This is a genomic window from Sporolituus thermophilus DSM 23256 (assembly GCF_900102435.1).
Classification (GTDB): domain Bacteria; phylum Bacillota; class Negativicutes; order Sporomusales; family Thermosinaceae; genus Thermosinus; species Thermosinus thermophilus.
On sequence record NZ_FNBU01000011.1, the window covers coordinates 18606 to 41324 of the forward strand.

Annotated in this window: 23 protein-coding genes; 3 read left to right on the forward strand and 20 right to left on the reverse strand. The window is 56.3% G+C overall.

Annotated features, from left to right (window positions below; genetic code table 11):
• Nucleotides 1-4 precede the first annotated feature (4 nt).
• The 10 genes from lipB to BLQ99_RS07980 form a co-directional block, all read right to left on the reverse strand.
• The gene (gene lipB / locus BLQ99_RS07935; RefSeq protein WP_245690372.1) at nt 5-676 is read right to left on the reverse strand and encodes a lipoyl(octanoyl) transferase LipB; all 672 of its coding nucleotides are present in this window, start codon (nt 674-676) and stop codon (nt 5-7) included.
• On the reverse strand, nt 676-2076 hold the full coding sequence (lpdA, locus tag BLQ99_RS07940; protein ID WP_093689835.1) for a dihydrolipoyl dehydrogenase: 1401 nt from the start codon (nt 2074-2076) through the stop codon (nt 676-678). Before lpdA ends, lipB begins: the two co-directional genes overlap by 1 nt.
• A 55-nt stretch (nt 2077-2131) precedes the next feature.
• Nucleotides 2132-3427 (reverse strand): dihydrolipoamide acetyltransferase family protein, encoded by a 1296-nt coding sequence (locus BLQ99_RS07945; protein ID WP_093689836.1) that lies wholly within the window; start codon nt 3425-3427, stop codon nt 2132-2134.
• Between the two features lie 22 nt (nt 3428-3449).
• Nucleotides 3450-4424, reverse strand: coding sequence for an alpha-ketoacid dehydrogenase subunit beta (locus BLQ99_RS07950; protein WP_093689838.1), 975 nt, complete (start codon nt 4422-4424; stop codon nt 3450-3452).
• Entirely contained in the window at nt 4417-5403 is a 987-nt protein-coding gene (locus tag BLQ99_RS07955; RefSeq protein ID WP_281240878.1) for a thiamine pyrophosphate-dependent dehydrogenase E1 component subunit alpha, read from the reverse strand. Before BLQ99_RS07955 ends, BLQ99_RS07950 begins: the two co-directional genes overlap by 8 nt.
• A 23-nt stretch (nt 5404-5426) precedes the next feature.
• The gene (locus BLQ99_RS07960) at nt 5427-6263 is read right to left on the reverse strand and encodes a carbon-nitrogen hydrolase family protein (protein ID WP_093689840.1); all 837 of its coding nucleotides are present in this window, start codon (nt 6261-6263) and stop codon (nt 5427-5429) included.
• A gap of 33 nt (nt 6264-6296) precedes the next feature.
• A complete protein-coding gene (locus tag BLQ99_RS07965; RefSeq protein WP_216093643.1) occupies nt 6297-7589 on the reverse strand; it encodes a TRAP transporter large permease in 1293 nt (430 codons plus the stop codon).
• A 28-nt stretch (nt 7590-7617) separates the two neighbouring features.
• Nucleotides 7618-8085 carry a TRAP transporter small permease gene (locus BLQ99_RS07970; protein WP_093689842.1) on the reverse strand — a complete coding sequence of 156 codons (468 nt, stop codon included), beginning with the start codon at nt 8083-8085 and terminating at the stop codon, nt 7618-7620.
• A 64-nt stretch (nt 8086-8149) separates the two neighbouring features.
• Nucleotides 8150-9208 (reverse strand): DctP family TRAP transporter solute-binding subunit, encoded by a 1059-nt coding sequence (locus BLQ99_RS07975; RefSeq protein WP_093689844.1) that lies wholly within the window; start codon nt 9206-9208, stop codon nt 8150-8152.
• Between the two features lie 404 nt (nt 9209-9612).
• Entirely contained in the window at nt 9613-11235 is a 1623-nt protein-coding gene (locus BLQ99_RS07980) for a sigma-54 interaction domain-containing protein (RefSeq protein ID WP_171904634.1), read from the reverse strand.
• Between the two features lie 235 nt (nt 11236-11470).
• Here BLQ99_RS07980 and BLQ99_RS07985 point away from each other — a divergent pair, with 235 nt between their 5' ends.
• The 3 genes from BLQ99_RS07985 to BLQ99_RS07995 are packed head-to-tail and all read left to right on the forward strand — an operon-like array spanning nt 11471 to nt 14471.
• Nucleotides 11471-12442, forward strand: a complete 972-nt coding sequence (locus BLQ99_RS07985; RefSeq protein WP_245690358.1) for an acyl-CoA dehydratase activase — start codon at nt 11471-11473, stop codon at nt 12440-12442.
• Nucleotides 12412-13362: an acyl-CoA dehydratase activase-related protein gene (locus tag BLQ99_RS07990; protein ID WP_245690360.1), complete on the forward strand. Its 951-nt coding sequence runs from the start codon at nt 12412-12414 to the stop codon at nt 13360-13362. The genes BLQ99_RS07985 and BLQ99_RS07990 overlap by 31 nt, the downstream gene beginning before the upstream one ends.
• On the forward strand, nt 13359-14471 hold the full coding sequence (locus tag BLQ99_RS07995; protein WP_093689852.1) for a hypothetical protein: 1113 nt from the start codon (nt 13359-13361) through the stop codon (nt 14469-14471). The genes BLQ99_RS07990 and BLQ99_RS07995 overlap by 4 nt, the downstream gene beginning before the upstream one ends.
• A gap of 67 nt (nt 14472-14538) precedes the next feature.
• Here BLQ99_RS07995 and rbr read toward each other — a convergent pair whose 3' ends face one another.
• From rbr to BLQ99_RS08040, 10 genes are all read right to left on the reverse strand, one after another.
• The gene (gene rbr, locus BLQ99_RS08000) at nt 14539-15132 is read right to left on the reverse strand and encodes a rubrerythrin (RefSeq protein WP_093689854.1); all 594 of its coding nucleotides are present in this window, start codon (nt 15130-15132) and stop codon (nt 14539-14541) included.
• On the reverse strand, nt 15026-15334 hold the full coding sequence (locus BLQ99_RS14930) for a hypothetical protein (RefSeq protein WP_171904630.1): 309 nt from the start codon (nt 15332-15334) through the stop codon (nt 15026-15028). The genes rbr and BLQ99_RS14930 overlap by 107 nt, the downstream gene beginning before the upstream one ends.
• Nucleotides 15300-15626, reverse strand: coding sequence for a type II toxin-antitoxin system Phd/YefM family antitoxin (locus tag BLQ99_RS08005; protein ID WP_093689856.1), 327 nt, complete (start codon nt 15624-15626; stop codon nt 15300-15302). The genes BLQ99_RS14930 and BLQ99_RS08005 overlap by 35 nt, the downstream gene beginning before the upstream one ends.
• 466 nt (nt 15627-16092) lie before the next feature.
• On the reverse strand, nt 16093-16539 hold the full coding sequence (locus BLQ99_RS08010) for a protein-export chaperone SecB (RefSeq protein WP_093689858.1): 447 nt from the start codon (nt 16537-16539) through the stop codon (nt 16093-16095).
• On the reverse strand, nt 16539-16769 hold the full coding sequence (locus BLQ99_RS08015; protein ID WP_093689860.1) for a hypothetical protein: 231 nt from the start codon (nt 16767-16769) through the stop codon (nt 16539-16541). The genes BLQ99_RS08010 and BLQ99_RS08015 overlap by 1 nt, the downstream gene beginning before the upstream one ends.
• Nucleotides 16770-16779: 10 nt before the next feature.
• The gene (locus tag BLQ99_RS08020) at nt 16780-17277 is read right to left on the reverse strand and encodes a hypothetical protein (protein WP_093689862.1); all 498 of its coding nucleotides are present in this window, start codon (nt 17275-17277) and stop codon (nt 16780-16782) included.
• 1285 nt (nt 17278-18562) lie between these two features.
• The gene (locus BLQ99_RS08025; RefSeq protein WP_093689864.1) at nt 18563-18811 is read right to left on the reverse strand and encodes a hypothetical protein; all 249 of its coding nucleotides are present in this window, start codon (nt 18809-18811) and stop codon (nt 18563-18565) included.
• Between the two features lie 52 nt (nt 18812-18863).
• Nucleotides 18864-19553 (reverse strand): response regulator, encoded by a 690-nt coding sequence (locus tag BLQ99_RS08030; protein ID WP_093689866.1) that lies wholly within the window; start codon nt 19551-19553, stop codon nt 18864-18866.
• A 12-nt stretch (nt 19554-19565) separates the two neighbouring features.
• The gene (locus tag BLQ99_RS08035) at nt 19566-21155 is read right to left on the reverse strand and encodes an ATP-binding protein (protein ID WP_425440874.1); all 1590 of its coding nucleotides are present in this window, start codon (nt 21153-21155) and stop codon (nt 19566-19568) included.
• Between the two features lie 59 nt (nt 21156-21214).
• Complete coding sequence (locus BLQ99_RS08040) at nt 21215-22711, reverse strand: tripartite tricarboxylate transporter permease (RefSeq protein ID WP_093689868.1); 1497 nt, start codon at nt 22709-22711, stop codon at nt 21215-21217.
• Nucleotides 22712-22719 lie beyond the last annotated feature (8 nt).

The following is a 22719-nucleotide window of genomic DNA, read 5'->3' on the forward strand; positions in this document are numbered from 1 at the left end:
CCATCTAAGAGTCAATTACGCCGCTCGGCGGCACGGTCACCAGTTTACACTCAAACACAGCGGCAAATTCGGTAGCCAAAAGGGCTGCCACCTCGTCAATACTGACAGCCAAACCGGCGGCCGCCAGACTGGTAACGCCAAATTGGCGGATGCCGCAGGGAACCACCCACTCGAAAATAGTCAAATCATTGGCCACGTTGAGGGCAAACCCATGGGCGGTAATCCAGCTCCGCACCGCCACGCCGATGGCCGCCACCTTGGCATCGCCCAGCCACACCCCGGTATATTTCGCTTTCCGGCCAGCCGTAAGCCCCAAACGGGCCAAGGTGCGGATAAGGACCTCTTCCAGCGCCTCGACATACCAATGGACGTCTTCCCGCCACCGGCGCAAGTTTAGCACCGGATAGCCGACCAATTGGCCGGGATTATGGCAAGTGATATTGCCACCCCGGTCGCTGGCGACCACCGCAATTCCCCGCTCGCGCAGGACGGCGGCGTCGGCCAGCAGGTTTTCCGCCCCGCCGCTCCGGCCGATCGTGATGACCGGTAAATGCTCAACAAGCAGTAAAACGCCGTCCCACTCGCCGGCCGCCACTGCCTGCCGGGCCGCGGCCTGAAGAGCCAACCCCCCGGCATAGCTGACCACGCCACCGTAGCTTAAGCGGCAGCGCCGCATCAACGCACCTTCATCCCCGGCGGCCAATGGATCGCCTTGCCGTCTACCGCCAGCGCCGCTTCGGCCAAGGCCTCGCTGATGGTCGGATGGCCGTGGACGGTCGTCACCAGTTCGTCAACGGTCGCCTCCAGGCGGATGGCGAGAGCGGCCTCGCCGATGAGGTCGGTTGCCCGGGGGCCAAAAATGTGGACCCCGAGAATTTCGCCGTATTTGGCGCCGGCGATGACTTTTATCAGGCCGCTCATGCCGCCGTCGATGACCGCCTTGCCATTGCCGGATAATGGGAAAAGCCCCGTTTTATAAGCTATGCCCTGTTTTTGGGCCTCTTCTTCCGTCAGGCCCACACCGGCCACTTCGGGCTGAATGTAGATGCAGGACGGGATGGTCTGGGGATAATATGCGCTCTGCTGACCGAGCGCGTGCTCCACGGCGGCAATGCCTTGCGCGGAGGCGGCATGGGCCAGCATCATCCGGCCGTTGCAGTCGCCGACGGCATAAATGCCCGGCACGGTAGTGGCAAAATGGTCGTCGACCTTAATCCCGCCCCGGTCGTAAGCTACCCCGGCCGCGTCCAGGCCCAAATCCTGGGTGCGAGGCCGCCGTCCTACCGCCACCAGCACATACTCGCCTGCTACCTCCTCGACCTTATCGCCGGCTTCGACCAATGCCGTAAGCCCACCGTCACCTTGGCGAACCTCGGTCAGTCTGGCCCCGGTCAGGAAAGTTACCCCCTGCCGGGTGAGTTCTTGCCGCACCTTGGCCGCGATCTCGCCGTCGACGGTCGGCAAAATTTCTGCTAGCAGTTCGACAACCGTCACCCGGGCGCCGAGGGCGCTGTACAAAGCAGCAAACTCGATGCCGACAACCCCGCCGCCGACAATGACCAGCGACGTTGGTACGCCGGGCAGGCTGAGGGCGGCCGTGCTGTCGATGACGCCGGGCAGCTCGGCGCCGGGGAAATTCAGTTTCACCGGCTCGGAACCGACGGCCAGAATAACGGCGTCGGCCGCAAGCTGCCGTTCCATTTCGCCGCTAACCACCACCGTCCGGGCGTCCTTGAGCACCGCCTGCCCTTTATGCACCGTTACCTTGTTCGCCTTAAGCAGCGACTCCACGCCTTTGACCAGGCGCGTCACCGTCGCCTGTTTGCGCGACTGCAGCACCGGCCAGTCGACACGGACATTGTCGGCTTTCAGCCCGATCAGACCGCCTTTTTGCACTTCCCGGTACAAAAGCGCCGTGTGGAGCAGTGATTTCGTAGGAATGCAGCCTACGTTCAGGCACGTGCCGCCTAAGCGGTCGGCTTCCACCAGGTGCACCTCGGCGCCCAGCTGGGCGGCCCGGATAGCGGCCACATAGCCGCCAGGGCCGCCGCCGATAATCACCATGCGTTTATTCATTGAAACAATCCCCTTTCCGCGCTTCGTTCGCCACTATTTCTTGTTTTTACTTATATCATACCAATAGTAGCAGGGGTTGTTCCAGCAATTGTCTTAATCTGGCCATGAATTTCGCCGCCACGGCGCCATCAATCAAGCGGTGGTCAAAACCCAGGCACAGATTGGCCATCGGCCGTACAACGACCTGGCCGTCCGCCGCCACCGGCCTGTCGGCCACCCGGCAGACACCAAGGATAGCGCTTTCCGGCGGGTTTATTATGGGCGTAAAATGATCGACACCGTACATCCCTAAGTTAGTGACGGTAAAAGTGCCGCCGCCGATTTCGTCACCAGTGAGCGCCCCCCGCCGCGCTTTATCGCTCAAAGCGGCCACTGCCGCCCGCAGCGCGCGCAGCGACTGTTTATCGGCCTGCCGGATGACCGGCACGATGAGGCCGTTGTCCAACGCCACGGCTACCCCGATATTGACGTCCGCCGGCATGACGACGCATCCGCCTTCAAGGCGGGCGTTGACCGCCGGGAATTCGGCCAAACCTTGAGCCGCCGCCTTAATCACAAATTCGGTGACCGAGAATTTTTCCCCCGTAACCTTGGCCAGCTGCGCTTTTAGCGCGAGCACCGCCGTCATATCCACTTCTACGGTGAGGTGGACGTGGGGCGCCGTCTGCCAACTCAGGCTCATGCGCTCGGCGATGATTTTGCGCATCCCGGCCAGCGGCTGCCCGGCCGGAGCAGCCGGCGGCCGCGGCTCAGTCACCGGCAGGGCCGCCAATACGTCTGCCTTGGTAAGGCGGGACGGCTTGGCCATGGCAGCGAGGTCAATGCCATGTTCGGCCGCCACTTTGACCGCCAGGGGCGTCGCTTTGACCGGCAGCCGGCGCTGCGCTAAAAAGTTCACAACATCCCGCGCCACCACCCGTCCGCCCGGTCCGGTCCCGGTAACGAGCGCCAGGTCGATCCCGTTTTGGCGGGCGATTTTTCGGGCCAGAGGTGACGCTTTTACCCAGGTCCCGGTCATTCTTGCCGCCGGGCTGGCACCTGGTACCGGTTCACTGGCAGCAGCCGCCTTCGCCGCCGAACCGCCGGCCGGCGGTTCTTCCGCCACCTGCTCGCCCGGCGCGCCGATAACGGCCAGTAGCGTGCGCACCGGCACGGTCTGGCCTTCCGGCACGACAATGGACAACAGCACGCCGTCGACCGGCGCTTCCATTTGGTTGGTAATTTTATCGGTGGAAATCTCGGCCAGCACTTCACCGGCGCGAACAGTCTCGCCGACCCTTTTATACCACTTGGTAACCGTCCCTTCCGTCATCGTCAGCCCAAGCTGCGGCATCGTAAACTGGGTCGCCATTGTCTTCCCCCCTGACGGTCGCCTACCGGCACACGTCCCGCACGGCGCGGGCAATGTCCTCAGCGGTAATCTTGACCAGCTTCTCCAATGCCGGGCTGAACGGAATGGGAACAAACGGCGCCCCCAGCCGCCGGATGGGCGCGTCAAGATAATCAATCATCTCTTCCGCGACCAGCGCGGCCACCTCGGCGCCGACGCCGCCGGTTTTTACCGCCTCATGGACAATCACCAGCCGCTTGGTCTTGGCGACAGAATTAAATATCGTTTCTTTATCCAGCGGCGAAATGGTGCGCAAATCAATCACCTCGGCGTCAATGCCGTCGGCGGCCAATTTTTCCGCCGCCTCCAGCGCCCGGTGCAGCATCAGGGAGTAGGATACGATCGTCACGTCCCGCCCTGGCCGGGACACATTGGCCTTGCCGATCGGCGTGAGGTGCTCGCCGTCCGGCACCGGCCCTTTCATGGGGAACAAGGCTTTATGCTCAAAATACAGTACCGGGTTGTCGTCGCGGATGGCCGCTTTTAAAAGACCTTTGGCGTCGGCCGGATTGGACGGGATGACCACCTTGAGGCCCGGTACATGCAGGAACCAGGCCTCAAGCGACTGCGAATGCTGGGCCGCCGCCGAGCGGATAATGCCGTCCGGCGCCCTGAGCACCAGCGGAATGGTGCACTGCCCGCCGAACATATAGCGGATTTTCGCCATCTGATTAAAGACTTCGTCCATGCAGACACCGATAAAATCGACGAAGTGCATATCCACCACCGGACGCATCCCGGCCAGCGCGGCACCGACGCCGGCCCCGACAATCGCCGTTTCCGATATGGGGGTATCAATCACCCGCTCCAGGCCGAACTTTTGCGGCAAGCCTTTGAACTGCCCAAAAATGCCGCCCTGCCTGGCGATATCCTCGCCCATGACAAAGACGCGTTCGTCCCGGCTCATCTCTTCGGCCATCGCCTCAAGCGTGGCCTCGGAAAAAGTGATTTCACGCACGCTGGGTCACCTCGTTTTCCACATATAAATCGTCATACAGCTCGGACTCGTCCGGGTAGGAGTCACCGCGGGCCGCGGCGACGGCATCGTCAATCTCAGCCGCCACTTCGGCCTTGATAGCGTCAAGGTCGCGTTCGGTAACCACGCCCCCGGCCAGCAGCTGGATGGCAAAATTCTTGAGCGGATCGTCCTTGTCAAACCGTTCCTGCACTTCCGCCTTGGTCCGGTATAGCTCAGGATCGCCGACAAAATGCCCCTTAATCCGGTAGGTCTTAGCTTCAAGCAACGTAGGTCCGCCGCCCTCGCGGGCCCGTTCGATTGCCCCTCTGGCCGCCTCGTACACGGCCAGCACGTCGTTGCCGTTGACGACCAGGCCGGGAATGCCGTAGCCTACTGCCCGGTCGGCGATATTATCCACCGCCGTCGTCGTGCGGTACGGCGTAGTAGAAGCCCACTGGTTGTTTTCGCAGACAAACACGACCGGCAGTTTCCACACGGCGGCCATGTTCAGCGCCTCATGGAAGGTGCCGCGGTTGGACGCGCCGTCACCGAAGAAACAGACCGCCACCTGACCGGATTTTTTCATTTTGGCCGCCAACGCCGCCCCTACGGCCAGAGTGTAGCCACCGCCGACCACCCCGTTGGCCCCCAGCATACCAATAGAGAAATCGGCGATATGCATCGACCCGCCCTTGCCTTTGCAGTAACCGGTTTTTTTGCCGTAAATTTCGGCCATCATCGGCCTGATCTTCGCCCCTTTGGCGATGCAGTGGCCGTGGCCGCGGTGCGTGCTGGTTATATAGTCGGCATCGGTCAAGTTAGCGCACACCCCTACGGCAATGGCCTCCTCACCCACGTACAAATGCACAAATCCTGGCAGCTCTCCGGCCAAAAAGAGTTCCCCTACCTTTTCCTCAAACAGCCGGATGGTCATCATCCGGCGATAAAGCTGACGCAAAAATTCGGCGTCGTATGGCAAGGTGTATCCCCCCTGTTTTGTTCTCACAGCATGTATAAATCTTGCCGGCGGTCCCGATAGTAATTAAGCGCCTGCCGGGCCGCCGCCACCTGCGCGAGGTCCAGCTTGGCCACGATAAACGTGTCTTCTTCCCTCTCCAGCGCCGCGATAATCTGCCCGTACGGACTGATGATGCGCGATTTGCCGTAAAAGGTAATCGCTCCGGGGGCGCCGGCCATAACCTCCGCGCCCGCCTTGTTGGCCGCGACGACAAATACCTGGTGCTGGGCGGCGGCCACTTTCAGCTCATCGGCATACAGCTCGCCGCGGTACCCCGATGACGAAGTAGGCACAAAAATCACCTGCGCCCCTTTGAGCGCCAGCGTGCGCCACGCTTCGGGGAAGGAGCGGTCATAGCAGATAAGGATGCCTATTGGTATGCCCATCACGTCGAAGACGGGAAGGTCGGGGCCGGGGTCAAAATAGAGCGTCTCATAGGCCAAAACACCTTCGATGTACGGGATATGGGTTTTGGCATACCGGCCAGCGAGACTGCCGTCCGGCCTGACGATAAACGCCGTATTATACCGCCGCTCGCCGCACCGCTCATAGCAGGTGGCGACGATGGCGCACCGCACCTCGCGCGCCAAGGCGGCAATATAGCGGTAGGTTGGTCCGTCGGCGAGCGGTTCGGCCTTGTCCCGCCACGCAGCGTCCCGGCAGCGGGCAAAATAAGGCGTAGTCATCAGTTCCGGCAGGCAAATCACATCAACCAACCCGGACGCTGCGACCGACCGTACCAGCCGCGCGATATTAGCCAGCTGGGCGTCATAATCACCTTTATACGCGCCGGTTTGTACCGCGGCCACGCGCAGCCGCATATTTATCCCCCCTTTAACAAACGGGCGCGCCCGCTACTTCAAAACCAGCCTCGGCAGCCACAGCGACAGCTCCGGAATATAGGTGATGACTAGCAAGGCTACGATTGCCGCCGCCACAAAGGGCCATACCGCCCGGCTGATGGTATCCATGGAAATTCTGGCAATATTGGCGCCCACATAGAGATTGACCGCCACCGGCGGTGTAATCTGGCCAATCGCCAGGTTGACCGTCATCACGACGCCAAACCAAACGGGATCCCAGTGATAGTAGGCCATCACTGGCATTAAGAGCGGCAGAATAAGATACATGATGGAAATGGCATCAAGCAGCATGCCGGCAATTAAAAGCAAAATGTTGATAATCAGCAGCAGCACCATTTCATTGGAAGTTAGGGCTAACGCCAGCGCGGAGACTTTTTCCACTACGCCGAGCGTGGTCATCGCCCAGCCGAAAATCCCGGCAAAGGCAACTACCAGCATGACCACCGCCGAAGCAATCCCGGTTTCGACCAACAGGTCAACCAGGTCCTGAAATTTTAGCGTCTTATAAATAAAGGCGCCTACCAGCAGGCCGTAAAAAACGCCGACCGCCGCCGCTTCCGTGGGCGTAAAAATGCCGCCGTAGATGCCGCCAAGAATAATGACCGGCGCCAATAGTCCCCAAATAGCATCCTTGAACGCCGCCCACACTTCCCGCAGCGTCCCCCAGCGCTCGCCACCATAATGGCGCATGACGGAAATGATATAGGTCGGGACGATAAGCGCGACACCGACCAAAATCCCCGGGATAACGCCGGCAGCAAACAGCTTGCTGATAGACGCGCCGGTAATGACGCCATAGACGATGAAGGCAATACTGGGCGGAATAATAATGGCAATACCGCTGGCCGCCGGCATAAGCGCGGCGGCGAAGCCTTTATCGTAGCCGGCCCTAATCATGCCGGGAATGAGAATAGTGCCAAGGGCAGCCACCGTCGCCGGTCCCGACCCGGACACGGCGCCCCAGAAAATGGCGGTAATAACGGTAACAATGGCCAGACCGCCCCGGAACGGGCCGGCAATAAGCGACACCAGCCGGATAATCCGGTCGGATATGCCGGCCCGGCCCATGATCACACCGGCTAGGATAAAGAACGGAATGGCCAGCAGTGAGAACTTAGAGATGTTCGCGAAAAACACGGGGGCGAACATTTGGGCGCCAAGGTCGGTCAGGTAAATGACGATCATCCCGGTAAGCCCCAGCGCCACGGCGATGGGGACGCGCAGGCAGATTAAAATTAAAAACAGTCCTAATAGCAGCGCTCCCGGATCGATGAAAGACAACACGGTGCTCACCTCCGTCGAAAGTTGTTTGTTATTTGCCGGCTAAAGCGCGCAGTTCCGCAAGCGCCGCCTGAATGATGCGGCCGATGACCAGCACTGAGCCGAGCGGCACGGCCATCCCGAACCACCACATGGGCAGGCCCATAGAATAGGTCGTCATTTCGCTCTCATATTCCTGGATAACCATGTTGACCCCATGAAATAGCAGCATTACAAACAGCGCCACCCCGCACACCGCAGACAGCACGGCAATCCCTTTTTTATACCTGTTTGGCAGAAAATCGGTCAACACCGTCATCCCCAGATGGGCGCCTTTGCGGAAGGCGATCGACGCACCAAGCAGCGTGGCGAAAACAAACAGGTTGATGACCAGCTCCTCGGTAAAGGCCAACGACTGCTCGGTTAGATAGCGGGCAATTACATTGGCGAAGGCCAGGATGGCCATGAAAAAAATCAAAGCGGCGCAGAGATATTCTTCGACTTTATCGAGCCATCGCATATTCCATTCCCCCTCGTAATGTAAGGAAGAGGGCGCCGCGAGCCAATCCGCGGCGCCTTTCGCATTAGTTTTTCGCCGCCTTGGCTACTGCTTCTTCAAACGCCTTTACGATTTCCGGCCCGACTTTTTGCGCGTATTTGTCATACACCGGTTTGGTCGCCTGTTTGAAGGCCGCCAGCTGCTGCGGCGTCAAGTCGGTCACGGTCATGCCTTTGGACTTGAGAAACTCGATCCCTTCGCCAAGGCCCTTACGGCTTTCGGCGACTTGCCACTTCATGGCGTCCACGGCGGCTTTTTTCAGCTGTTCTCTGATTTCCGGCGGAAAACTGTTCCAGGTATTTTTGTTAACGACAACGGCCAAGGCATCATATGAATAGTGCCAGTTAGTAATAAATTTTTGCACCTCATAAATTTTGGTGGGAATAATCACGCCGACGATTGGGTTCTCCTGGCCGTCAATAACGCCCTGCTGCAGCGACGTAAACACTTCGCCCCAGTTCATCGACACAGCATTGGCGCCCAGCGCCCGCATGATATCGATATACATCGGCGTAACAACCCGCATCTTCAGGCCTTTCATATCGTCCGGCGACGTAATTGGCCGCTTGTTGTTGGTAACTTCGCGGAAGCCGTTTTCGCCCCACGCCAAACCAACCATATTATATTTGTCCAACGCTTTGAACAGCTTATCAGCCGCTGGCGAATTCATCGCCGCATCGACGGCTTTATAATCAGGGAACATGAACGGCAGGCCCCATACGTCGAATTCCGGTATGGTCGGTGCGATATTAATCGTTGAATTCACCATAAAGTCGATAGAACCGTTCTGCACCATTTCCACCTGGCGCATTTGGTCACCGCCGGTCAGCATGGCGCTAGGGTAAACCTTGATGTTAACCTTCCCATTGGTATACTCTTTCGCCAATTCGGCGAATTTCACGGCGCCCTGGCCCCATTTGGTTTCCTTGGTCACGTTCATGGTCAGTTTGTACTCTTCCTTGAGCTTGACATCGCCGGCCTTGCCTTTGTCCGACTGGGCCTGCTTGCCGCCGCAGCCCGCCATGAGGGCAACTAGGGTAATTACCAGCGCCACCGCCAGCACGGTAAGCCAACTTTTTTTCATGCTCTGCGCACCCTTGTCCGGGTGCTTCACCTCCTTTTGTGCTTAGCTTGCTTTCCGGTATTAAAAAGCGCTTGACGTTTCGAATGGCAGTCCAAACACCTCCCAACGCAATGCTTCGCCGCCCTGCTGCACGATAACCGTCAGCCAAATACCTTAGCAAGATAAATGCCATATCGTGGGAATATTACGAATTGTTTTACATAATGCAGGGCATTTCCCTTCAGGACTAAAATCGTCAACAACAAGCGTAATATTTCTGTAAAATAGAATGAATATTGTGAAAATAATAACTACGCCCTCTTATTTGCGGTACGCGCAAAAAATGAGCACCTGGCCCGGCAGACAGCTTGTATCACTGTTTGGGGCAAGTGCTCAATCTTTGAACATTGCACATTTTTTGCACATTAGTCCAGCTGATATTTTTTAATTTTATTGTACAGCGTATTACGGGAAATACCGAGCAGCTCTGCCGCCCGGGTAATATTGCGCTCCACGCTGGCCAGCGCCGCCGCAATTGCCTCCTTCTCTACTTCTTCCAGGGTCCGGATTGGCGTTGCCGTCTCCCGCCGCCCCAGTTCAGCGAAATGGCGCGGCAGGTCGCGGGCGGTGATAGTCTCGCCGGGTGCCACATTGACGGCCCGTTCCAGTACATTCTCCAGTTCCCGCACATTGCCCGGCCAGTCATAGCGCAGAAAGAGCGCTGCCACTTCCTCGCCGATAATCGGCGCACTGCGCCCCAGCCGACTGCAGATTTTGGCCAGGACGCGCTCAGCGGTCGGCAGCACGTCCTCTTTACGCTCACGGAGCGGTGGAATGTGGACGGTCAACACGTTGAGCCGGTAAAAAAGGTCCCGGCGGAAGCTACCCTCAGTCACTTTCCGCTGCAGGTCATGGTTGGAAGCGGCGATGATGCGGCCGTTGAAGTTAAACAGGTGAGTTCCGCCAATGCGCATTACCTTGCGCTCCTGAATAACCCTGAGCAGTTTAACCTGCATATCCAGCGGCATGTCGCCGATTTCGTCAAGAAAGATGGTACCGTCGTTAGCCAGTTCAAACTTGCCCGGCCGGCCGCCCCGCGCCGCACCGGTAAACGCCCCTTCCTCGTAGCCAAACAGTTCGCTTTCAATAAGCTCACGGGGAATGGCGCCGCAGTTGACGGCCACAAACGGGCCGCTACGAAAACTGCTGGCGTTGTGAATGGCCTGGGCGAACAACTCCTTGCCGGTACCGCTCTCGCCCTGGAGGAGCACGGTCGACGAGCTTTGCGCGGCAATGCGAGCCATACGGATACATTCGCGCATCGCCGGCGACGGGCCGACGATGTCGTCAAAGGTAAACCGGGCCGCCAAGCCGCTCATGGCCGTGACAATCTTCTGCACCTTGCGGATTTCACGGAAAGTATCTACGACCGCGGCAAGCTCGCCGCACTCATCGCGGATGGGCACGGCCGTCTTTAGGAAGTGGTACATCTTGCCACTCTTGCCTTTAAGCAAAAATTCCTTATCGGTATAGCCCTGGCCGCTGGCGATAACGTCCAGCACTACCGGCCGAAAGTCGACGATTTCACTCACATGCCGGCCGATGGCCCAGTCGCGGTTAATGCCTAAGATCCGGGCGCCGACACTGTTGATAAACCGGATATGGCCGTCCCGGTCAACCAGCAGCAGCCCGTCGGAAACCGAGTCGGCGATAGCGTCCTGATATTGCCGCTGCCTGGCCAGTTCATGGCGGAGCTCATGCTCGCCGGCGAGCAGGGCCACATGGGCGGCCAGCAGGCGGAAAGAGCTTTCCAGTCCAGGTCCGCAAGCGGCGCTACCGGTCAAAAGGTTCAGCCGCCCAATGGATCTATTAGCGGTTGCGATGGGCATCACAGCGGCCGGCTCCGGCCGCTCCCGCGCCAGTTGCACTTTTCCGGCAAGATGAATAACGCGGCCCGCGTCGTCCGCGAGGATGACACAACACCCCGGCCAGTCGGCGCAGAAAGCGTCGAGGGCGGCCAGAAGCGACGGATGGGCCAGTTCGGCCATGGTTATCTCCCCCTGCCTCGCTGAATTTATTCCATATTTCTCTATATTAACCATATTCCCTTGCCTTTTTTCTGTATTTTTTGAACAAAAGCGCAACGGCACTAAGACCGCAAAAGGTATACCGAACGCGACGCATGTCGCATGGCGCCCGCGCTTGATATCCGCCATATTTGGGAATAATGGTAAGAGAATATTTGGGACAAACTAAGCAAGTTAACGGTTTTAATAAGGAGGCATGCCAGTGAACGCCTATCTTGGAATTGACGTTGGTTCGGTCAGTACCAATATTGCCGTTCTTAACGAAGCGGGCGAGGTGATGGACACGCTGTACATCCGCACGCAGGGCCGGCCGATTGACGCCGTCCAGCGGGGGCTGCGCGAGATTTACGCGCGGCGGCCCGACCTGAAGGTAAAAGGGGTCGGCGCGACCGGCAGCGGCCGCCACCTTGCCGGTGTGGTCGTGGGGGCCGACATCATCAAAAATGAAATCACCGCGCACGCCGTCGCCGCCATGCACATCGTTCCGGAGGTGCAGACCGTCCTGGAAATCGGCGGCCAGGACTCGAAAATTATTATTATCCGCAACGGGGTGGTTACCGATTTCGCCATGAATACAGTCTGCGCGGCCGGTACCGGCTCGTTTCTTGATCAGCAGGCCGCGCGGCTCAGCATCCCCATCGAAGAATTTGGCGACATCGCCCTTTCGTCCCATACGCCGGTGCGCATCGCCGGCCGCTGCGCCGTGTTCGCCGAGTCGGACATGATTCACAAACAGCAGACCGGGCACCTCATGAGCGATATCTTAAACGGCCTGTGCCAGGCGTTGGTGCGCAACTACTTAAACAATGTCGGCAAAGGCAAGCAAATTCTCGGGCCGGTGCTGTTCCAGGGCGGCGTCGCGGCCAACAAAGGCATGAAGCGGGCCTTTGAAGAGGCGCTGGGCCTTGAGGTCATCGTGCCGCCCCATTTTGGCGTCATGGGGGCCATTGGCGCCGCGCTGCTGGCCAGGGAACACATGACCGATAATAAAAATACCGCCTTCCGCGGCTTCGGCGTCGCCGATTTCGTCTACCAGCCGCGCAGTTTCGAGTGCGGCGGCTGTCCAAATTTGTGCGAAGTAATCGAAATCGGCCTTAACGGCCAGGTAGTGGCCCGCTGGGGCGACCAGTGCGGCAAATGGGCAAACAGCGTGAACAAGCAAGGATGAAAGGACTGATGGCCATGCGCATTGGCATCCCGCGCGCCCTGCTCTACTACCAGTACGGCAGCCTGTGGGAGCGCTTTTTGAGCGAACTGGGGGCCGAGGTAATCGTTACCGGCGAGACCACCAAAGCCACCCTTGATTACGGCAGCGCCCTTGATGAGGTATGCCTACCGGTTAAAGTATATTTCGGCCACGTCTACGAGCTGTGCCGCCAGGGCGTCGACGTCCTGTTTACCCCCAGGCTGGTGAGCGTGGCCGCCGGCCAATATACCTGCCCCAAAATCATCGGTATGCCCGACCTGTTACGCAGTAACCTGCCCAACCTTCCGCCGCTCATTGACTTTTCGGTCAGTCTGCGGCGCGGCGTCCACAGCCTGTATCAAGCCATTACCGGCGTAGGCCGCCTGCTGGGCAAGGGTTCGCTGCCAACCCTCGCCGCCTGGTACCGGGCCTGGCGGCATACCCGCCTCAACGTTCCCGCTGCTACCCTGCCGGCTGCGGCGCGACGCGTCGGCCTCATCGCCCATCCCTACCTCATCCATGACCGGCAAATCAGTATGCGCGTGGTGGAACGGCTCCAGCGCCTGGGCGTGACGGTTGTCACCGCAGAAACGGTCACTTCCTGCCGGGCGGCGGCCGCCGCCAAAACGCTGGGCAAAAAGATTTTTTGGTCAAGCAGCGCCCATATGGCCGGCGCCGCGCTTAGCCTGATGCACGAGGCGCCACCGGTGGACGGCATCATTTTCATGAGCTCCTTTGCCTGCGGCCCCGACGCTTTAATCGGCGAGCTCATCAGCCAGCGGGCCTACCACCGGGGCGTCCCCTGCATGCTGCTTACCCTGGACGAGCACACGGCCGAAGCGGGCTTTGTCACCCGGCTGGAGGCGTTTACCGATATGCTGCTACGGAGGAACCAGTCATGATCGTCACTTTTCCCCATATGGGCCATTTAAGCATTGCCCTTAAGGCCATCTTTACCGGCCTGGGCTGTACCGTTCTTACACCGCCGCCCGTTTCCAAGCGGACGCTCGCGCTGGGCGTCAAGCACGCGCCGGAAACGGTATGTTTGCCGTTCAAAGTTACGCTCGGCAATTTTATCGAAGCCCTCGAACTGGGCGCCGACACGCTCGTCACCTGCGGCGGCGTCGGCCCCTGCCGGCTAGGTTACTATGCCGAAGTGCAGCAAGGCATCCTGCGTGCCCTTGGCTATGACTTCACCATGGTGGTATTTGAGCCCAATTTGCCCGATGTCTTGCATAGCATCCGCCGGCTCGCCCCCCGCTTGGGCCTGCGGCAGGTTTACCAGGCCTTTCGCCTAGGTCTGGCGAAGGTGAACGCCCTTGACGACCTTGAGCGGCAGGTCTCTTGCCTCCGCGCCCGGGAAGCGGCCCCAGGCAGCGCCGACGCCGTTTGGCAGGATGCCCGGCAGGCAATCGATGCCGCGGCTGACCTCGCCACGGTAAGGCGGATATGGCAAGATAGCACCGCCCGCCTAGCGGCTGTCTCCGTCCGGGCCGGGCCGGCGCCGCTGCGCATCGGCATTGTCGGCGAGATTTACGTCATGCTGGAGCCGTTTGTCAACCTTGACTTGGTGCGGCGGCTGGGAAGCATGGATGTGGAAGTCCACCAGACCATGTACCTGAGCGATTATGTTAATGGCCACCTTTTCCGCCGCCGGGAATATCTCGACCTTTTTCACCGCCTGGCCACTCTTGCCCAGCCCTATTTAGGCCACTATGTGGGCGGTCACGGCCTCAAAAGCGTCGCCTACACCCTCCATATGGGACAAAGCGGCTATGACGGCCTCATCCACGTCTTTCCCTTTACCTGCATGCCCGAGGTAGTGGCGAAAAACATCCTCCCCAAGGCTGCGAGCGACGCCGCCATCCCGGTCCTGTCCCTCGCCTTTGACGAGCAGTCGGGCGAAGCGGGCATAGTAACGCGGCTGGAAGCCTTTGTCGATCTTTTGCGGTTGCGGCAAAATCAGCCCCGCGGCAGTAATCTCAAGGTCTTGCAGGCATTTTTATCGTGAGACGGAAAAACCCAGCGATGCATTACTGCACGCTGGGTTTAATTTGTATCAAGTTTTAAATTGTTCTTTAGTAGGTTTCTACAAACAGTTCAAAATATGCTCGGGGATGAACACAGGCCGGACATATTTCGGGCGCCTCTGTCCCTTCGTGGACATAGCCGCAATTGCCGCATTTCCACAAGACCTTTTCATCTCTTTTGAAAACCTTGCCATTTTCGATATTGGCGGCTAGTTTGTTAAATCTCGTTTCATGCCTTTTTTCAGCGGAAGCAATCATTTTAAAGGCTGCAGCAATTTCCGGATAACCTTCCTCTTCGGCGGTCTTGGCAAATGCTGGATAAAGGTCGGCCCACTCCTCATTTTCACCGCTTGCCGCTGCCTTCAGATTATCAAGGGTGGTTCCCTGTGCAACTGGGTAAGCAGCATTAATTTCTATCATCGTTGGCAGTTCGCCTTGGAAACCCTCGAGTAGAAACTTATAAAACCTTTTGGCGTGCTCTTTTTCATTCTCGGCTGTTTCAATAAATATATTTTTAATCTGCTTATAACCTTCCTTATCGGCCACCGAGGCATAGTAGGTATAACGGTTGCGGGCCTGCGACTCCCCGGCAAATGCCTTTAAAAGATTTTCGGCGGTTTTGGTCCCTTTGAGGCTCTTCATAAGAACCCTCCTCGTTTTTTATTTTATTATACCATAATATAACAGTTATTGCCAACTTATGATTATTTGAAATTTTTAGCAGCCGTGCCAACTCAGGTTGCGACAGCTTTTTGCTTTTGCGCAAACTTGCTAAAGTATATTGGTCTTTTTGCGCTGTGGGCAAGATTTTAACTTGATATTTTCCGGGTGTTTTTTGCGTCATCTGCCAACTCCCTGATTTCGTTATCCAGTTCATTCATGAAATCGTTAATTTCACGTCCCTCTCCTCTACGGCTCTCTCCAGCAGCTTGTATCAATGACTGATAAAGCTCGTTTTCCTCTTTTAACCGCTCCAGATCCGCAACCAGGCTTTCATATTTTTCATGACTAAGAACAACTAACCGCTCAGAACCTTTTTTAGTGATGTAAACCGGTAGGTTTTTATTAATGCAAAGGTCCTCAATTTCATCCATTTTTTTTGCCAAGTCGGTCATCGGGCGAATTTTAACCCTCATATCGGCACCACCTTTTTTCGCAGATTGTTATAATTATTATAACTTTTGAGTCAAAAAATAATCAAGAAATAATCAATTTAAAATATGATACCACGGAACTCTATGCCTATTTGCCTAAAACCTAAAAGAGCAACATTCTTTTAATCGACTTTACAACTCATACCGCATACTCCAAAACCATAGACAACTGGGTTTTAACCTCCTCACCCCGTAAGGGGACGGAAAATCACAAAAGGCATCCCTGTACTCCAAGGACTGCCTTTTCGTAATACCAAGCAAGGATATAGCCTTGCTCTCCACTATTTTATCCGCCTTATTAGCAATCGCCAGCCGCCAAGACGGTTATCTCACTTATGCCGACATCCAGCACATAATTAATTCTTATGGTCAACCCGCCGCAGGATAACTTCCCACGCTCGACCTGCTTAACGCCATTTACAACCGGCTAACCGCCAATGTTGTTCGCTCAACCGGCGGTTTTGTCATCATGTTTTAATAGTTTGTTAATATTAACTGGAGGTATTATTAATGGTGGGTTGACATTAGCAATTTTTGTTATATCTGTTACAATACTTCGTAAGTAAGGGAACAATATTGCAGTAGCGTTAACGTTACAAACACGGTCAAAGGTAGGTGTTACATTTCCGTCTGCGTGATAGGAAAAGAAGCCTTCCAAAACTACATGAATAGTGAATGGCGGGTTTGGTTTTTCTTCGTTTGGTAAACCAATACTTAATTCAAGAGTAACCGATGCCTGTTGGTTTTTTTCATCGATACTAACATCATGTCGAACGCTAGTGGCAAGAGATGCTTGGTCTGGATCGGGCGTGAAATATGTTGGATGAACTTGAAAACTCATTTTGCGAATGATATAATCATGAAATTTTAAAATACAAGAAGACTGCTTGTCCATTAGGCAGCAACTCCCTGATCGAAAACAAAGTCTGTTTCATTAAACTCAATTTGGTACTTAAGAGAGCTCGTTGAATATTTTATTTCAAAATATGCATTACTACTTTCTACAATCTTGTTTTTAGTAGCGGTAAACTCGGCTCCAGCGACTATTAACTCCGCCCGTAATTCTTCATATGACATTGCGGCAAATATCATATCAATTTCTTTCTTGCGATCGGCTCTTAACACAATTTATCACCTACAGTAATTTAAATGATTTTATACATTCGGGATTTCTAACACATAGCTGTATATGAGCTTCAGGTACATTTATCCATTCTTCCAGGGCATTATCTATTTCCCAGGTAAAAATACCCCGCGCTACATCGAATTTTCTAATCTTATTATATATAAAATTCAATACAACGCCATTTTTTAAACGACATTCCTCACCATGCTCCTTGCACGTATCGATGATAAGCTTCGCCACATACATAAATTCATCGTAATCGTCTGGTTCTTCAAGATCGAAAACAGAGTGAGCGATAATCCGGCTTTTAACTACCGCACAATCGTCTCGATATCTGTACTTTGCCCACCGATTCGCCCATGAAAGCTTTTCAAAGAAATAAACACCATCACCTAACCACTGAGGACGCTTTTCCGTATCAACGGAAAGCTTGTAACGTCTCTCTCTTATGATTTTTGCCGCTCTTCTTTGGGATGTTCCGTGATACCCAATAAACGCTCTTGCCATTAAGTTGTTTCCCCATGTTTAGATAATTATGCATGTTGGTATCAAAATAATTATCGCATTACCAAATGTTTATGGCAGACTTATTTTGCATAGTTTGGCTGCCGAAATCTGCACGTATAAAATGCCGAAATTGAACAAAGTTTGCATAAACTTTGCATGGAGGGGCGGGTATGATTGGCTGTTCTAGCGGTGTTGCCTAAGCAACGCCGCGCAGCCTAAATATCATACCCGCAGAGGCTCCTTGTCAAGTTTATGCGGATGGATGAATAATTACTTAATTGCCGAAATCTGCATTTTTGGATTGCCAAATACAACCAAATTATTTTATCTGAGCTACGACTTTACTTCTATAAAAGCTAGAACATTCCTGCACAAGCGAATGCAATTCGTACAATTTTCTATTTTCTGCCGCTTTCCGCTTCATACTTCATACCTCACACCTCATATTCTAAAAATATTGACAACTTCCCGCGCCAGTTATATCATGAAGATGTAGCCAAAATTAACAAAAACTGACAAAACCTCCCGCTATAGGCGCAGCAAGGCTTGGCGGGCATTTGGACGGTGATTGCTACAATTTTCACGTAAAAATTGACGAAGTTCCCGCAAACTGCCGATTCAGCCCAGCAGCGGCGCGGCCTCGCGGGCGCAGGGTTTAAAAACAAAAACCCCGTAAGGGGACGGAAACGTATCCCGCCGGGAATTTTGGAAATTCTCCAGTGCATCGTAGAAAGTTTAAAAACAAAATCCCCGTAAGGGGACGGACTCCATTATAGCGGAGGATTTAGATCGAATTTGCGAAGCAGCCGAGCTTGCCAAAAAAGCAATTACCCTCAACCCTAACTCTGTTCAGGCCCGCATAACACTAGCCAAATATTATGATTCAATTGGTGACAAGCTTTCAGCTAGGCGGGAAGAAAGGAAGGCGCAAGATCTGGCAAAATGGCTGACCCAAAAAAAGAGCCACCACATGTAATCGTGGCGACAAAGTATTATTTAGTTTCTGAACGGCGCCAGCATTTTCAAAAAAATTATCGCCAGCAAGTCAAAAATTTTGCCGTTTTATTTAATCAGCGACATAAACCAACAAAACCAGCGCGAAGCACTTGTTAAAATAAAAATCAAAATATTCCTGCAGCCGTGGGCTGCAATCCAATAGGAGGACTGGCAGATAGAGCGATGGTTACGCATTATTTCGCTGGCAGAACTGCTGCACGACACTGGCAAGATCTGCTACCGCTCAGGGCTGGGCGAAGGCAGCCACAGCCAGCGCGGTCGCGCGTTTTTAGCGACCTGCCTGGGCGACTTCGCCGATAGCGACGTTGGGCGGCTGCTGCTCGAATGCGTCGCCAGACACCACGCCACCGACCTGCGTGGCCTGGCCGACAAAGCTCACCCCGCCTACATCGTCTACGAAGCCGACAACATCGCTGCCGGCGTCGACCGCTGCAAAAAGGATTGCTTTAATAACCGGCACGATTTGAACGCACGGCTGCAGCGTCTGTTTGAAAAGATATAGCGCAACCGCTGTCAAATACGTCTGCGCCGCCATAGTCAAACGGGACGGTTTATGACTTAAACTTAAGTCATAAACCGTCCCGTGTCTTTAGCTTGAACCGGTGGAGCGGCCGTCCCACGGAAAGGTATTCCAGCACCATCTGGAGCTGGCCCTGGGTAACAAGGTATTCCAGGTAGCGGCGGGCGGTAACGCGGGACACGCCGGTGCCCTGGGCCACCTCCTCCGCCGACCGGGGAACGGTCTGGCGACTGAGGTAATCGATAATCGCGTTAAAGGTATTGACATGGAAGTTCTTGGGTATATCCTTGGGATCATGGCCCAGCTTGACGGCCAGGATGGCATCCAGGTCAGCCTGCGAGAGGCTGGGCTGCACCGCCGCCTTGTAGCGGAAATCGCGGTAAGCTTCCAGCACGGCCCGGTAGCGTTCAAACTTGAAGGGCTTGATGATATAACCGGCGATGCCGCATCTGAGCACTTTGCTGATGGTGGCGCTGTCATTGGCCGCCGTAATCATGATGACGTCTACCGGGGCGCTGCCCTGGCGCAGGCTGGCGAGCACTTCCAGCCCGTCCGTCTCTGGCATGTAAATATCCAAAATAACCAGATCGGGCTTCCTGGCGGCGCACAGCTCCAGCGCCTCCCGGCCGTTCTTGGCCACGCCTACAACCGTGAACCCCGCGACCGCCTCGGTAAAACTCTTATTGATCTCGGCGACCATGGGGTCATCATCGACAATCAACACTTTGAGCGGGTCCATAACCTTCACCTTCTATCGGTTTGGAATGAAAACGGTAAACTCAACCCCGCCTTCCGGCAGGTTGCGGTGACTGACCGAGCCGCCGCTGACCTTCACCTTTTCCGCCACCAGGGCCAGCCCGTAGCCGCGGCCGCTGCCTTTGGTCGTCACGCCGCGCTGGTAAATCCGGCTACCCAAAGCATCGTCAATCCAGGGGCCGCTGTTGCGCACCGCGATCGTCAGCCCCTCCGCCGTTTCGCTCAGCCGCACCGTCACCTGCCTGACCGGGGCCGCCCGCACCGCTTCAAGCGCATTTTCGATCAAGTTGCCGAGCACCAGCACCATGTCGCCGCCGCTGAAATGGCGCGGCAGGGCGGTAAGGGCGCTGTCCGGCGTCACCGTCAGTTCGGCGCCCAGCTCCCGCGCCCGGCTGCTCTTGCCTAACAGCAGGGCAAAGGTCACCGTTTCTTTTACCGTGCCGCGCAGCTGGTCAAACAAGCCCTGGTGCGGCGAGCTGTTTTCGGTAATGAAGTCTACCGCCTGCTCATACCGGCCAAGCTGCACCAAGCCGCCGATAGCATGCAACTTATTTTTGTATTCATGCGCCTGGGCCCGCATAACCTCAACGAACCGGTGGACGCCGGTAATCTCCTCGGCAAGGCGGTACACCTCGGTCCGGTCGCGGAAACTGATGACCACTCCCGTCACTTCCCCATCGACGACAATCGGGACACTATTGGCGAAAATGATGATGTCGCCAACCCGCTGTTCCTGGTCGTACACCGCCTGGCCGGTTTGAATAACCTGCCCCAGCCGGTTTTCCGGCAGAACGGCGTCGATCGGCCGGCCTACCGCCTCGTCCGGCCTGAGGCCAAGCAGCTTGGCGGCCTCGCTGTTGAGCATGCGGATGCAGCCCTGTTTGTCGACGGCTACCACCCCTTCGCGGATGGCCTCAAGCGTGGCGGTGCGCTCCCGCAGCAGGGCGGCAATCTCATGGGGCTCCAGCCCGAAAATGGCCTTCTTCACATCCCGCGCCACGTACACGGCGCCGCCCACGCTGAAGGCCAGTGCGATCAGCAGGGCGTACAGCACCTGTTTGGTCCCGGCGGCAATGGTTTTATTGAGGTCGTCAAGATAAAAACCTACCGACACAAAACCAATCTGGCGCGCCGGATCGTCCGGCGCATAAATCGGCACATTGGCCCTAAGCGACGGCGCCAGACTGCCCTTACCCACATAGACGTACTCCTGGCCATGCAGCACCGGCTCCCGGTACAAATCGGCCATCGGCGTACCCACGTTGGCGGTTATGGGGTGAGACAGACGGATCTGGTCCATGTTGGCGATGACAATGAAGGCCGCGCCGGTGGCAACACGCCACCGCTCGGCAAAGGGCTGCAGCACGGCCGACGGGTTATCGGACAAAATGGCCCGCTGCACCGCCGGCACCGTCGCCACCATCCGGCCGATGTCCAGCGCCCGCTTGCTGATGTCGGCCTGCTCGTCTTCGGCGACATTTTTAATGACCAAAATGCCAGCTGTCAGCAGTGTTAAAAACACCACCGATATAGTGAGCAGCATGATCTTAAGTTGGAGGGGCATGCGTTTTGGCAACTTGAACAAATAAATCACCCTGCCCGGAATATTCGCTCCATTAGCGCCACCTCCCTGCCAGGCGGCAATTAGCCAGCAGCCGCCGCTTTTGCACGCCTTCTGGCTTTCACCAAGGGAATACAGAGAAAAATGGCCGCGAGGATGAATACGCCCAGCGCGATGGGCCGTTCAAAGAAAATCAGCGGGTTGCCGTTGGACATCGTCAGCCCCTGCCGCAAAGCCTTTTCCATTAGCGGCCCGAGCACGAGCGACATAACCAGCGGCGCCGCCGGGAAGCGGTACAGCCGCATCAAAAAGCCCATGACGCCAAAGGCCAGTACCAGCCACAGGTCGAAGGTACTGCTGTTGACCGAGTAAACGCCGATAAAGGCGAAGACCAAAATCATGGGTAACAGCAGCGGTTTGGGGATGTCAATGATTTTGGCGAAAAGCGGCACCATCGGCAGATTGAGGATGAGCAGCATGACATTGCCGACATACATACTGGCTACCAGACTCCAGAACATTTCCGGGTGCTGCGGGATGAGTAGCGGGCCCGGCTGGATACCCCACATCATGAAAATGCCGAGCAGGAGGGCCATTGTCGCCGAGCCGGGCAGACCCAGGGTAAGAAGGGGCACAAAGCCGGCGGCGGCAGCGCCGTTATTGGCCGACTCAGGGCCGGCGACCCCTTCGATGGCACCCTCGCCAAACTCTTCCGGATGTTTGGACAGCTGCTTCTCCACGCTGTACGACACAAACGGCGAAGTTATCAGGCCCGCCCCGGGTAGTAGGCCAAAGAAAATCCCCAGGCCGCTGCCACGCAGCATGGCGCCGAACGACCGCTTAAGGTCCTGCCAGGTAGGATAGGGGCTTTTGAAGGGAATGCGTTTGGCAAGGGCATGGGGTTCCACGCTTTCCGACAGGACTTCGGAAAGGGCAAACAGGCCGAGGGCGGCGACGAGGAAATCGATGCCGTCGACTAATTCGGAACTGCCAAAGGTAAAACGGAGGGTGCCGGTCTGCACGTCCTGACCGATAGTGCCGATGGCCAGGCCGACGCACATGCTGATAAGCGCCTTGACCAGCGAACCTTCGCCCAGCGAGGTCGATGCGACCAGGGCTAAAACCATCAGGGCGAAATACTCGGGCGGCTGGAAGGCAATGGCCAGTTGGCTAAGCGGCGGCGCCAGAAACATGAGGACAATAACGCCCAGCGTCCCGGCGATGAACGAGCCGATGGCGGCGACACCGAGGGCGCTGCCGGCCCGGCCTTTTAAGGCCAGCTTATGGCCGTCGATGCAGGTTACGACCGACGCCGATTCGCCCGGGGCGTTGAGCAAAATGGATGTAGTGGAGCCTCCATACATGGCGCCGTAATACACGCCGGCCATCATAATCAGCGCGGTGGCCGGCGGCAAACCGAACGACAGCGGCACCAGCAGGGCAACGGCGCTGACCGGGCCGACGCCAGGCAGCACGCCGATCATCGTGCCTACAATGCAGCCCACGGCCACCGCCAGCAAATTTTCCGGCTGGCAGGCCAACTGCAAACCGGCCAGAAACATTGATAATGTACTATCCATGCCATTCA